A 14,212-nucleotide genomic window follows, 5' to 3' on the forward strand; every position below is an offset into this window, starting at 1 on the left:
CTCAACAGATTTTGTCTTTCATAGCCTTCATGAAAGACTTTTTTCAACAACCTCAACAGATTTTGTCTTTCATAAGCTCAATGAAAGACTTTTTTCAACAACCTCACCAGTTTTTGTCTTTCATCCCAGAACAAGCTCTTTTCTTCTTCTCCATTCTTACTAACAACCCTATAAAATCAACAAGAAAAAACGGCCATTACCACTTAGCACACAAGTGACAATAACCGTCTTATATAAAAATCTAATTTGTTACGAACTCTTTTTGATTTGTCTTTAAATATTCTAAAACATTTTGAACAGCAGCTTCTCCTTGATCAATACAATCAGGAAGCCCAAGCCCTTCATATGAACCACCTGCTAAAAAGATACCTGGTAGTTGCTCATTCATCGAAGCTTTGATATCCTGCAGTCGATCCTTATGTCCTACTGTATATTGTGGCATTGCGTCCTTCCAGCGTGTAACAATAGCAAATTCAGGACTTGACGTAATATTCATTGTCTTATTTAAATCATCTAATACAACTTTGATAATTTCATCATCTGATTGATCAACAATTGCTTCATCACCAGCTCTTCCAACATAACAACGAAGTAAGACTTTGCCTTCTGGTGTTGAATGTGCCCATTTCTTATGCGTCCACGTACAGGCAGTAATCGTATAATCATTATTTCGTGAAACAACAAAACCTGTACCATCAATATCCTGCTTTATTGCGGAAGCTGGGAATGCCATTGCTACATTGGCAACAGAGGTTGACGGCATTGTTTTAAACGTATCAAAGAAGGAATAGTCCGAGAACATTGATTGTGTAGCTTGATGCGGAGTTGCTACAACAACACTATCAGCTATCAAGTGTTCCCCATTACTTAAACTTAGACTATATTGGTCATAAATCTTTGAAATTTGATCAACCTTTATTCCAAGCTTAACTGAACCAGGATTCAACTTAGACTCAATTTGTTCTACAAAAGATTGAAGACCTGTGGAAATAGTTAGGAACATTCCTTTAGGTTTAGTCTCTTTAGTTCCAGTACTCTTTGTTTTAGATGGAGAAGTCTGTTTCATACCAAGAATCAAACTGCGATGCTTCTGCTCAACTTGATAAAATTGAGGGAATGTTGACATTAAGCTTAAATGATCAATGTCTCCGGCGTATATGCCAGAAAGCAAAGGTTCAATTAAGTTCTCAACCACTTCATTACCTAAGCGCCTTCTGAAAAACTCACCAAGAGATTGGTCACCTGTCACACCAGATCTAGGTAAAACAAAATCAAAGCCTGCTCTCAACTTTCCTATTGGTGAAAATAAACCAGTTGTAACAAAGGGCCCTATTTGAGTAGGGATTCCCATGATTGAACCACCAGGCATTGGGTAAAGTTTCCCTCTCACAAGTACATATGACTTGCCTGTAGAGTTATTTACCAGCTTATCGGCCATTCCTACTTCCTCAGCCAGTCTAGCAGCACTTTTTTTACGTTCTAAAAAGGAATCAGGCCCCTTTTCAATGACAAAGCCATTTTTAACAACCGTTTGAATTTTACCACCAAGCTTATGACTTGCTTCTAGTAATTCAACATCAATAGTAAGACCGTTCATCCTTGCTTCTTTTTGTAAGTAGTAAGCTGCTGTTAAACCAGCAATCCCCCCACCAATGATGACAACCTTTTGGCTTGCATCACTCACTTAGATCGCCTTCTTTTCATTGTTCATTACTGCTTTTAAAAGTGAACTAAACAGTATGCTGAACATTTTTTTCAATTAAATATGCTTTAAGACCACTGTTGCCAAACAATCAATAAATTCTTCTTGTACATTTGGCATTTCTGGTCGATAATACGAAGCTCCTATCTCGTCTGTCACGATTTTACACTCGACATCATTATCAAATAGAACTTCTAAATGATCTGACACAAATCCTGCTGGTACATACACAAAAGAAGTGTATCCTTTAGATTCATGCAATTCTCTTGTTAAATCCTGTACATCAGGTCCAATCCATGGCTCTGGAGTGTTACCAGCACTTTGCCAGCCAATATGATAATTCTTTACACCTGCAGATTCTGCGATTAGATCTGCTGTTTCTTTAAGCTGATCTGGATATGGGTCACCAGCAGCGATGATTTTTTCAGGTAAACTATGTGCAGAAACAATTAATACAGCTTTTTCACGTTCTGCTTCAGACATTCCAGCAAAGGTGTTCTTCACCTTGTTTGTCCAATATTGAATAAACTTAGGCTCATTATACCAGCTTTCAACAGACGCTATCGTTGGTCCACCTATTTTTTCGGCTTCTTCTTTCGCACGACCATTATAAGACTTTATACTAAACGTTGAAAAATGAGGAGCCAATACAATACTAACAGCCTCTTCAATACCATCCTGATGCATTTGTCTTACAGCATCTTCAACAAATGGCTCGATATGCTTTAAGCCTAAATACATTTTAAACTCAATTTCATCTTGAACCTTATTAAGATGCATTTCAAGAGCTTTTGCTTGCTCTTCTGTGATTTTAGCTAATGGAGATATTCCACCTATTGCTTGATAGCGGTCCTTTAAGTCTTGTAACATCTCAGCTGAAGGAGCACGACCACGACGAATATGTGTATAATACCGCTCGACATCTTCTTCTTTATATGGAGTTCCATAGGCCATTACTAATAAGCCCATTTTTTTCTTAGTCATTTATAAAAACACCTCTTATAGTAATTATTAAGTAATACTAATTTTAATCTATTCATTATCATATGTAAATGAAGATGTCTTTATTTCATTGAATATTCATGAACAAAGGTAGCTAATCGCTTTAATGTTTCAGGTTTAACCTCAGGGAAAACACCATGTCCTAAATTAAAAATATAACCTGGTTGTTTCATACCTTGGTCTAAGATTTCTCTCGTTCTATCTTCGATCACTTCCCAAGGAGCTAATAGAATGGCAGGATCCAAGTTCCCTTGAACCGTTTTATTTATACCCATTTCACGTGCTTGACTAATAGGTAATCTCCAATCCAGTCCAACCACATCGATCGGTAGGTCATTCCATTCAAGTGCTAAATGACTTGCGCCAACTCCAAACATGATTAATGGCACTCCTTCTCCGCGCAGTTCAGTGAAGATACGGTGCATAATCGGTTTGATGAAATGCCTATAGTCGGCTACATTTAGTGCCCCTACCCATGAATCAAAAATTTGAATAGCGCTAACACCAGCCTCAATTTGCGCTTTAACATAAGCAATCGTCATTGTACCCAATTTGTCCATTAATGCAAACCAAGCCTTTGGTTCAGCATACATAAAGGCTTTTGTTTTGTTGTAGTTCTTAGATGGACCTCCCTCAATCATATAGCTTGCAAGTGTAAATGGGGCACCAGCAAATCCAATTAAAGGAACAGATAGTTGTTCTGTTGTTAGTAATTTAATGGTATCCAACACATATGGTACATCGTCTTTTGGTTGAATTTGCCCAAGAGCTTCTACATCTCTTAAAGAATGAATAGGGTTACTAATTACTGGACCAATTCCAGTCTTAATCTCAACATCAACACCTATAGCAGGTAGCGGTGTCATAATATCCTTATATAAGATAGCGGCATCGACATTATATTGATCTACCGGAAGTTTGGTAACATAAGCACAAATTTCAGGTTGGTGGGTAATTTCGAATAAACTATATTTTTCTTTTAATGCCCGGTACTCAGGTTGAGAACGACCTGCCTGCCTCATATACCATAATGGGACATGCTTTGTATCTTCACCTTTAGCTGCTTTTAAAAATGTATCGTTTGTAATCTTACTCATTTTATTAATCCCCTTCCATAACTAAAAAACAATTAAGTAACTCATATTTCTACTATGTATAAATTAAAAATCACATAAAGGTATATAGAGAAGAGGTTCTCAAAAACGAAGCGCCAGTTACCACTTGACCGAGACCTAAAAATTAGGTATAAAGTGATTCTTGACATTTCCAGAGATACCTTCTTCTTTCACTATAAATGTTTCTCCTCTATTTTGCATAGATTCATGCTCAAAAGTCAAAATTTCGCCCACTATTTTTTAATGCTTTGAGAAGAAATCAGGGCGAACAATATTGGATGCTGAACCTTCCTCATCTGTTTGTGGATTGTATGGAACAATATAGAATGATGGTAAAGAGAAAATGTTCGTATTCTCAAGTTCATATTCTCCTTGACCCTCAACAGTCGCAATCAGTTCATCAGTCTTGTCAGCTTTTTTATAAATGTGATATTGTACTCTTTCATCCTGAGAGGGTGTCCATTGTAATGAAACCGTAAATAATCCCAGAGGTCGAAATGAGATTCCTGCTGTTAAGTCATCTACATCTGACAGTCGAATAGGAGGTTCTAATTCTGTTACATCTGTTGGTATCGTGAAAGCAACTTCTTTTGGAAGACTGGACTTTTCAAGGATATCCTTCATCAGTTTAGTAGGGTAGCTGCTTCCATGTTCCAAGTAATGATTAACATCGGAACGATCATAGCCCATCCAAACAGCACCTACAACAGAAGGCGTGTATCCTACAAACCAAGCATCCTTAATTGTACCTTCCTTCGCAGGAAAATTCGTTGTGCCTGTTTTTCCAGCTAATGCACCTGAATAGTTTCCGGATCTTGCTGTACCTACATCCACGACACCCTCAAGCATCCTAGTCATATACCAAGCCGTCTGTTTTGAAAAAACATCTTTCTCCTCAAGGCTTGCTTCCCCTACTATTTTCTCATTTCGATCCACAATTCGTGAGATCACATGAGGCTGGATGATATTTCCGTTAGATGCAAATGCTCGGTAAGCCTTAGCCATATCCATAGGTGAAATCCCTTCCTCAAGCCCTCCTAATGCAATAGATAGTCCACTATCTGGTATAGAAATTCCCGACTTTGAAAGGTATTTTTTCCCTGTGTCAATTCCTAATTGATCTAGCATCCAAACAGCAGGTGCATTTGATGACTCTAGCAATGCATCATACATTGTTATCTCGTCTTTATAGACATTGTTATAATTTTTCGGCTCATAATCTCCATAAGTTAGTTTTTTGTCTACTAACATTGAATAAGGCTCAAATTTCCCCTCATCTAGTGCAGGACCGAAGACAGCTAACGGTTTTAGGGTCGAACCAGGCTGACGATTTACCAATACCCTGTTTAAGCCTTTTTGAACATAATTACGTCCACCTATAGCTGCTAACACACCGCCTGTTTTGTTATCTAATAGAACAAAGGAACCCTCAGCATTTTCATCAGTTCCGGGAAAATAGGAAGGATCTTGAAATAGTTGATACGCTATATCTTGCACTTCACGATTTAACGGAACAGTAATCGTGTATCCACCACGAAGTAACTCTTCATTTGATAGACCATACACGGATTTTGCCTCATCAAACACCATATCAATATAGGTCATTAGTGATGGATTTGATGATTGTTGATGTATATCTAACTGCACAGTCTTTCCTTCAAAACGGACTGCTTCCTCAGGCGTTAAATAACCCCTATTCGCCATCAAGTTAATGATTAAATCACGCCGTGCTTTCGCTTTTTCTAGATTTGAAATTGGGGAATAAGTAGATGGTGCTTTCGGTATCCCCGCTAAGAGAGCTCCCTCTTCCACGGTTAATTCGTTAGCATCCTTGTTAAAATATAATTTTGACGCAGATTGAATGCCATATGCCCCATGCCCAAAGTAGATTCGATTTAAATACATTTCTAATAGTTTGCTTTTGCTATATTCTTTTTCAAGATTGATGCTAATAATCACTTCCTTGGTCTTACGTAACCAAGTTTTATCATTCGTAAGGAATACATTCTTCGCAAGTTGTTGAGTAATTGTACTTCCACCTTCAACCTTACTTCCTGCAATAATATCTTTATAAAGAGCCCTCAGTATTGATCTAACATCAATCCCATGATGCTGATAGAACCTTGTGTCCTCTACGGCAATAAATGCATTCTGAACATGTTCAGGGATTTCATCGATTAGAACTAAGTCTCTGTTCTCTAGGTATAGCTTTGAGATTAATTCTCCATCCTCATTTACAAGCTTAGTAGCAGAATTCATCACTAGTTTCTTTTCATCGATTACATAATCACCAGCGTAAAGAATAACTATATAACCGATTAAGCTAAGAATAATTGTAAATGTAATAGCAGAACTAACTAGTAATAGTTTCTTTCTCATATGCATACCACCTCCCCTTTCCATTCGCTTATACAAAATCGTTTCTTATTTTCACGAATCTGTATACAGGGATTTCCTCTACCAATCATATAGCAAATTCGACAAATTTTGTAGTCTTTAGCTCCTACATATGATTTATTATGACTGTTAAACTTTCACAGTATGTATAAATTAAGCATTTAATGTCTAATATTTCCTCAAGTACTGGTATAATCATTTTAAATAAGCTTGGAGGTGGTTAAATGAACTTTTATATAACTCAAGGTACTCCTAATTATCTAAACAAGATTGTTACTCAATATCCTAATGAGGAGTTAATCATTTATCAAAATGAAGATCGCTGCATCCTCATTCATGAGACAAGTGGTGATACCATTTTTAGTGAACCTAGAAAGTATGAAGTTGTGGATTCAGTCGGGGAATTTTTAACTGAAGGGTTTATCGTATGTAATAATATTCCAGTAACTGATGAGGGTCGACCTATTTTTGAATACAGATTTAAAAATAGAGCAGGGTTAATAGAAAAAGAACCAGGATTTATTGCAATCCGAGTTCTTCGTCCACTTAATAGTGACACATACATCATAATGACCATGTGGGAAAGTGAAAAAGACTTTAAAAATTGGCAACAATCGAAAGCATATGAGCAAGCACATAAAAAGAGAGGGACCTCAGAGGGAATTGATCATCAAAAAACCTATTTTCCACGTCCTTCTTATGTGACTACTTACATTGGATATCAGGAAGAAGAAGATACATTATAAGAATAATAGGAGAGGGAAATATCATATCGTATTTCCCTCTCCTTTCTGAATAAACCTTTATCCCAATAACCGCCATTCACCTCTGTCGGAGGAATTTGACAATATCCTTCATATTTCCAAGGAAATTTTCACAAGTTTGACACATCTCCCTAAATTCTTTTTATAAATTTACGTCCTAGACTATATCTTCAGTTAATCTTTTCATGAAAATGAATGTCTAAACACACAGACATGCTTACTTAATTAATCTTTTTCTAATAAATATAAACCCTATACCTATTACTAACACAACGATAGTCGCGTAAATTATGTTTGAATAAATCTCCATTATATTTACAATATCTTCCCAAGAAGATCCAACTGAAGCCCCTAAATAAACAAGTACAACATTCCAAACTAGTGTACCTAATGTAGTTAGAATAATAAAAATACCAAATTTCATCTTTGACATTCCAGCTGGTATTGAAATCAAACTACGGATCAAAGGGATAAACCGACAAAAGAATACTGTAAAAGGTCCGTATTTATCAAACCAAGCGTCCGCCTTATAAATATCCTTTTTTTTCAATCGAAGAACCTTACCCCATTTATCAATGATTTTCTCTAATCTGCCTATAACAAGTTGATTACCTATTAAATAGAGAATAACAGCCCCTATTATAGAGCCTATTGTAGAAGCAATTATAACTCCTGAAATTGACAAACTTGTTTTAGTAGTCATAAATCCACTAAAAGTTAAGATTACTTCCGATGGTATTGGAGGAAATACATTCTCCAATGCTATTAAAAGCATTACACCTAAGTAACCATACTCTTCTATAAACGTAGTCAAAAATTTTTCCATACATACTCCCTTAAAATTTATTTTAAATTAACCTTTAGTAAACCAAGGCGCATTCTAAAACCCAACAAAAGGCTGTTACTTTACTGTTTACATTAATATCTTGTTGAATAAGGCTATGCCCAAAACTACTTTGATTTTATGATGTATTAAAAATTATATATCAAAGCTTATTATATCATTCCCGCCTATTTAACTTTGACATATCTCCCTAAATTCTATTAAAAAATAATTGTAGCACCTTCGCCTAATTTTCATATTCTGTATTACATTCATTAGGGTAGGTTGAAGTATTGTTGAGTTTCATTATTTTATTCCAACTGACACCTATTCCACAAATTGTTTCTTCTTTATTCGAAACTCTCGTTTTCCTTAACTAATGATGCCAAACAGTAAGGAGGACATTTTATGCTCATTGAATTAACTGCTCTGCATTGGATTTATGTTTCTTTCATATTGCTCATTATCGGGTTTATGGTTATGAGAAGAGATACTTCTCTCATCTGTATTATCGGAATTTTCATTTTGGCGATAACTGCTACAGGTTCTTTAAGTAGCTCCATTAGTGGAATTTTTAATAGTTTTATTTTTGCTATCACTGAATTACTTTCTACGATTCTAGTGATCTCGATTATCGTTGCTATGAGTAAAGCTTTAACAATAACAGGGATTAATGACTATATGATTTCTCCATTCACGAAACTGATTCGAACTCCGGCATTAGCTTATTGGACGATTGGAATATTGATGATGGTTATTTCCTGGTTTTTCTGGCCTTCACCTGCAGTTGCACTCCTTGGGGCAGTACTACTTCCTGTCGCGATGAGAGTTGGCCTTCCTGCTTTAGGTGTGGCAATGGCAATGAATTTATTTGGCCACGGGATTGCTCTTTCAGGTGACTTTATTATTCAGGCTGCACCAAAACTAACAGCTGATGCTGCAGGTTTGCCTGTGATGGAAGTCATTACAGCTAGTGTCCCCTTAGTGTTTGTCATGGGTGCAGTAACAACCGTTGTTGCCTACATTTTCTTGAGACGAGATATGAAGAAGGGTAATTTACAAGTGGGAACAATATCTCAATCAAATTTTATAACAGGAGACTTAAACGAGAAAGAAAGAGATGTTTTATCACAATTACTAACACCAAATACAAAAAGAATCTTCGCAATCCTAATTCCTCTTCTTTTTGCATTAGATGTAGTAGCTATGTCTGTTCTCAATCTTCAAGGTGGTGACGCTACTGCATTAATCGGAGGAACTGCCATCTTCATTTTAATTTTAATCACAATTGCAGCCCATAAAAATAAAGGCCTTGAAAAAACAACCTCCTATTTAATAGAAGGTTTTCAGTTCGGATTCAAAGTCTTTGGACCAGTTATCCCGATTGCTGCTTTCTTTTATTTAGGAGATTCTGGTTTTACTCAAATCATCGGAGAGTTTTTACCTAAAGATTCTCAGGGAATTGTAAATGACCTAGGGGTAGCACTAGCTTCTGTCGTTCCATTAAATGCACCGGTTGGAGCTATTACGTTGACAGGAGTAGGAGCTATTACAGGGCTAGACGGATCAGGCTTCTCAGGAATATCCCTTGCTGGATCAATCGCTCAGCTTTTTTCGACGGCAATTGGGGCGGGCGCTGCAACTCTAACTGCATTAGGTCAAATCGCGGCAATCTGGGTTGGTGGTGGGACGCTTGTTCCTTGGGCGTTGATTCCTGCAGCAGCTATTTGTGGGGTCGATCCGTTTGAGCTTGCTAGACGGAACTTGTTGCCGGTTGTGATTGGGTTGGTTGTGACGACGATTGTGGCGATGTTTTTGATATAGTTATAGCAAAGGCCTCTCACATAGTGGGAGGCTAAATTTTTTGGGAGCTCTGTCTAACAGAGATTGCAAGTTGTGCTGAACAGTATTCTTGTACTGCGCAGCACCTCAACTTTATCTGAATGAAAATCTTTCCAACTAAGCAGGTAAAGGTACTACAATGCATACCCCAACTGATATAGCCCGGACTTATTGCCAAATGGCAAGATTATAAAAAATACAAAGTGACACGTAAAGTTTGTGTCTTAGTTTTTTTAACTTAATTCTTTTTTTCAATCAACGCAGCCATGAATGCAAGAACAAGCCCCTGACCCCATCCCTGTATTCTTTTCTTAGGAACCAGCTTGTAATCTTCGGCTGTATACATTACTGCCGTACCAGAAGATACATTTCTAACTGAACCTTCTTCATCAATGTTTGACAAAATTCCCTCATATGCTTTTGCAATATATTTCTGATGCAATGGATGTGCGTTTACTGTCAATGCAGCTGCAATTCCGGCTGTAGCCGACGTTTCAAGGTATGAGGTTTCATCGTCTAAGATGGTATGCCACATATTATCTGGAGACTGTAATCTGACGAGCGCACTCAATTGGTCTCTCAAAGCATCACCAATCTGCATCCACATAGGCATAAAGGGGTTGAGCATTCTGAATGCCTTTGCCATCGTATAAGCCGCCCATGCATTTGCCCTTGCCCAGTAAATTCCAGACAAATTATCCTTTCTAGTATTATCCCATGCGTGATAGAACAAATTTGTCTTATTGTCCTGCAAATACTCCTCATGCCAATAGAACTGTTTCAGTGCGTCATCGATATATTCCTTGTTATCAAGCTTAAATCCAATACGAAGCAGGAAGTAAGCTGCCATGAACAATGTATCTGCCCATGCCTGTTCGGGAAAATCATTCTTCGATGAAACGGTATGTTGGAATACTCCATCCTCGAAACGAATCGCATCATTTCGAAGATACTCAGCTTTCATTACTGCTAGTTCAAGGTATTTCGAATCCCCTGTGGCTTCATGCAGTGTCAGCAATGTATGTCCCATAGCACAAGCATTAACCATCATTTTCGGAAGCCCTATTTCAAGATATTCGTCTACCCATTTGACCAAGAAGTCAATATACTCCTGGTTTCCGGTAACTTCCCAGGCTTTTCCGATACCATAAAAAGCTACGCCACACGACCAGCCCCATGTAAAATCCATATTCATTGTTCTTCGGACTACGCGGTCAATGATTTCCTTAACTTCATTTTCATCATATTCAAACGTTGCCATTTCCTTCTCCCTCTCTTCATAAAGTTTTTTGATCCTCTCCGATTTTGAGCCAAATACAATTCCGGGTCTAACTAGTTATAACCTTGGCCAATCATATCGTGGATTTGCAACTCTTCAACAAGAAACTACGACAGTTAAGAAACACTAGACTGCACCTTTCTACTTATCGTCATCTGACGCCATTTCCCTTGGCGCCATCTCCAAAGCATGAGTCCCCCCCTTAACCATTCATCAACCATGAATGCAATCCATACTCCAACGAGTCCGAGTTCAAAGTGTATTCCAAGAATATAAGCTAACGGTACACTAACTCCCCACATCGAGAGAATCCCTATGAATACAGGAAAGTTCACATCTCCCGCTGCACGTAAAGAGGTGATTACAACCGCATTAAACGAACGGCCTGGTTCAACTAAGGCTGTCAATAACAGCAGAATACTCCCTGTTGCAATGATATTTTCATTGGCAGTAAAAAGAGTTAAGATTGGCTTACTAAATAGATAAATAATTAAGCCGACTATACTTGTTAAGCCTATGGCAATTAAAAGACTATCAATACATCGCTTATATGCAGCATCAAATTGCTTCGCACCTATTTGATGTCCAATGATAATTTGATTGCCTTGACCGATGGCGATTGAAAAAAGCAACACAAACATCCCAATGTTCTGAGCATAAACCTTCGTTGTTATTGCTTCCGTACCAAGCATCACAATAAAAGAGGTGATAACAAGCTGTGATCCATTAAATGAAAGGTGCTCTCCCGCTGAAGGAACTCCAATTTTAAGTAACCTTTTCAGCTCTATATGTGGGAATCTCTTAAGTACATAAGAGAAAGGTAGTGTAGGTTTAATTCTTTTATATAAAATGATTATGATAATGGCTAATCCAATGAATCTACTAAGTATAGTGGAAATCGCTACTCCTGTTACACCTAGCACTGGAAGGCCAAACATCCCAAAGATAAAAAGATAATTACCAATGATATTAATAACATTCATTGCAAGTGTGACATACATAGCATCTCTTGTGAAACGATAACTACGTAAAATGGCTCCCATCGTCATAATACCTGACTGTAGAAATAGACAACCGCCAACGATCTGTAGATAGACTGTCGCTTCTGAATTAAGATTACTAGAAACACCCATCATGGAAATAATGTCTGAAGCAAAAAAGACAAGGGCCACCCCAATAACAAGCCCAACTAGTATATTGGAAACAATGGAAACCACCGCTATTTGACTTGCTTCTTTAAATGAATTTGCACCGAGACTCCTAGAAACAAGTACACTAGTTCCAGTAGCTATGAAGCCAAACAACACACCAATTAACATTAATACTTGATTTGAAACACCAACTGCGGCAACGGCATCATCTGAATACTGACTAAGCATTAGTGTATCAGCGTTACCCATCAGTAAATGTAGCATAGTTTCGATAAAAATTGGCCATGTGATTGCAAAGAGAGTGAGCTTTTGAACTGGATATTCTCTCGTCTTCATGTTGATTTCACCCTTCTTTTGACAATGAATTTTTTATGGAATTCCTCCTCATGACTCGTTTCATCTTTCACCTCTACAGTAAAACGTTTATGACTCTCCTCTTTTCCAGCTTGACGGAATATACATAGAGTGTGAAGCCTGTGGAAAACGCTCATACCATTTCTCTTGAATCCCGACATTAGAAGGGACTTTTAGAAAGTCTCACGGACCGTTCACCTAACTCTGTAGCCCGGATATTATGCTCTTGAAATGTCCTTAACAACTGTATTTCCACTCACAATATAGAGCTTTATAGCCATCTTGGTTCTTATTTGATAGTATAGATAGTAACATATGATCATCTGTTTCTGAATGCAAAAAAACTCAAATAACTTGTAAAAATCGAGCTTTTATATATGAAACACTAAAGGGGAAATGCAGGTTTGGAAATCCGTAAATACAATTTGAGTCACCTTGGGGTACATATTCATTTTGTTCTCGATAAAGTAACATATCCTGGCTGGGAAGACATTCGAAATCTTGTGAATGTTCATAGTTTGTATTGGATTCATGAGGGTGAGGGGACATTCTTGACTAATACTGAACACAAGGTACAGGCTGGTATGATGACTTATTTAAGACCAGGTCTAGAAATGTCAATGCGCTCAGAACCACATGCTCCACTCCGTATAACCATGATACTCTTCGATTGTGCAGAGCTAGTTTACGATGCACTATGGAAAGATATAATTCCCATAGATAAACTGCGGCTTCCTTTCCTGAGTCAGTACACTCTCAAACAGTCAGAGGAACTCGGCATATTATGCAGGGAGATCCATCATGAGTGGGAACCAGGGATTGCAGATGGTGCTTCCGTGTCTCAAGCAAAATTACAGATTCTGCTTCACAAACTTCATCAAATCGAGCAACCTGATTGGAGCATCACTGAATCAGGTGCACTCTCCGCCTTCGAGCAGGTGAAAAAACGGATAGAAAACGGATATAAGGAAAACCCACGAATTGAATTGTTGGCTGAGGAATACAACATATCAGCATCATACCTTCGTAAGCTGTTTATTAAATATACTGGTATGGGACCAAAAGAATATCTTATTCATTTACGTAACGAGCAGGCTTGCCGTTATCTAATATTTACTGATTTCCCTATCAAGGAAATCGCCAAGCTATGTGGATTTTATGAAGAATATCATTTCAGCAAGATGTTCAAGAAGATAAATGGCGTATCACCTAGTATCTATCGAAGCATGGAGAGGAGCGTAGAGTAGCTATTCCAGAAGAACATTTCCCTTTCGTAAGATATTACTTCATCCATAACTTGTTTTTAATGTTTAAGATTACTCCGAGTAATCTCAAACATCTTTTAACCATTAAATCACATAACCTTAACTTGTTAATCTAGTTGTTTGCTGAACAGTATAACGTCTACTTTGCATTAAGGAATGACGAGTTCTGATACAATATTGCCGAACGTAGTATGAATTGCATATTGTGATAACCCCACTATAATTCACATCATTATTGCGACTTTAATTCCCTATCTTCAAAAATACACTAGTCACAAAAAACAAACTCTCAGCTTTTTGCAACAGCGATTGGAGCTGGTGCTGCCACTCTAACTGCATTAGGTCAAATCGCGGCAATTTGGGTTGGTGGTGGGACGCTTGTTCCTTGGGCGTTGATTCCTGCAGCAGCTATTTGTGGGGTCGATCCGTTTGAGCTTGCAAGACGGAACTTGTTACCGGTTGTGATAGGGTTGGTTGTGACGACGATTGTGGCGATGTTTTTGATATAGTTATAGAAA

At 37.7% G+C, this 14,212-nt stretch carries 10 protein-coding genes and 1 pseudogene; 4 read left to right on the forward strand and 7 right to left on the reverse strand.

Going from position 1 to position 14,212, the window contains the following annotated elements:
- Nucleotides 1-241 precede the first annotated feature (241 nt).
- The 4 genes from hemY to BLQ56_RS11800 all read right to left on the reverse strand — a co-directional run bounded on the left by hemY (nt 242) and on the right by BLQ56_RS11800 (nt 6,198).
- Nucleotides 242-1,684 (reverse strand): protoporphyrinogen oxidase, encoded by a 1,443-nt coding sequence (gene hemY, locus BLQ56_RS11785; RefSeq protein WP_090854217.1) that lies wholly within the window; start codon nt 1,682-1,684, stop codon nt 242-244.
- A gap of 75 nt (nt 1,685-1,759) precedes the next feature.
- Entirely contained in the window at nt 1,760-2,686 is a 927-nt protein-coding gene (gene hemH, locus BLQ56_RS11790) for a ferrochelatase (protein ID WP_090854220.1), read from the reverse strand.
- Between the two features lie 80 nt (nt 2,687-2,766).
- On the reverse strand, nt 2,767-3,801 hold the full coding sequence (gene hemE, locus BLQ56_RS11795; protein WP_090854222.1) for a uroporphyrinogen decarboxylase: 1,035 nt from the start codon (nt 3,799-3,801) through the stop codon (nt 2,767-2,769).
- A 258-nt stretch (nt 3,802-4,059) separates the two neighbouring features.
- A complete protein-coding gene (locus BLQ56_RS11800; protein ID WP_090854225.1) occupies nt 4,060-6,198 on the reverse strand; it encodes a transglycosylase domain-containing protein in 2,139 nt (712 codons plus the stop codon).
- A gap of 242 nt (nt 6,199-6,440) precedes the next feature.
- On the opposite strand from BLQ56_RS11800, the gene BLQ56_RS11805 reads away from it, so the two are divergent.
- Entirely contained in the window at nt 6,441-6,962 is a 522-nt protein-coding gene (locus BLQ56_RS11805) for an antibiotic biosynthesis monooxygenase family protein (RefSeq protein WP_090854228.1), read from the forward strand.
- Between the two features lie 235 nt (nt 6,963-7,197).
- Here the strand turns inward: BLQ56_RS11805 and BLQ56_RS11810 are convergent, their stop codons facing one another.
- Nucleotides 7,198-7,806 (reverse strand): DedA family protein, encoded by a 609-nt coding sequence (locus BLQ56_RS11810; RefSeq protein WP_090854230.1) that lies wholly within the window; start codon nt 7,804-7,806, stop codon nt 7,198-7,200.
- A 405-nt stretch (nt 7,807-8,211) separates the two neighbouring features.
- Between BLQ56_RS11810 and BLQ56_RS11815 the strand changes: the two genes are divergently transcribed.
- On the forward strand, nt 8,212-9,627 hold the full coding sequence (locus BLQ56_RS11815) for a hypothetical protein (RefSeq protein ID WP_090854234.1): 1,416 nt from the start codon (nt 8,212-8,214) through the stop codon (nt 9,625-9,627).
- A gap of 256 nt (nt 9,628-9,883) precedes the next feature.
- Here the strand turns inward: BLQ56_RS11815 and BLQ56_RS11820 are convergent, their stop codons facing one another.
- Both BLQ56_RS11820 and BLQ56_RS11825 read right to left on the reverse strand, forming a co-directional pair.
- Nucleotides 9,884-10,906, reverse strand: a complete 1,023-nt coding sequence (locus BLQ56_RS11820; protein WP_090854237.1) for a glycoside hydrolase family 88/105 protein — start codon at nt 10,904-10,906, stop codon at nt 9,884-9,886.
- 134 nt (nt 10,907-11,040) lie between these two features.
- Complete coding sequence (locus tag BLQ56_RS11825) at nt 11,041-12,411, reverse strand: MATE family efflux transporter (RefSeq protein WP_090854240.1); 1,371 nt, start codon at nt 12,409-12,411, stop codon at nt 11,041-11,043.
- Nucleotides 12,412-12,833: 422 nt separating this feature from the next.
- Between BLQ56_RS11825 and BLQ56_RS11830 the strand changes: the two genes are divergently transcribed.
- Both BLQ56_RS11830 and BLQ56_RS11835 read left to right on the forward strand, forming a co-directional pair.
- Nucleotides 12,834-13,676, forward strand: a complete 843-nt coding sequence (locus BLQ56_RS11830; protein ID WP_090854242.1) for an AraC family transcriptional regulator — start codon at nt 12,834-12,836, stop codon at nt 13,674-13,676.
- A gap of 305 nt (nt 13,677-13,981) precedes the next feature.
- Nucleotides 13,982-14,203: pseudogene (locus tag BLQ56_RS11835) on the forward strand (hypothetical protein); the annotation flags it as partial.
- Nucleotides 14,204-14,212: the final 9 nt, after the last annotated feature.

Origin of the sequence: Litchfieldia salsa, from assembly GCF_900104555.1 — a bacterium.
Lineage (GTDB): Bacteria > Bacillota > Bacilli > Bacillales > Bacillaceae_L > Litchfieldia > Litchfieldia salsa.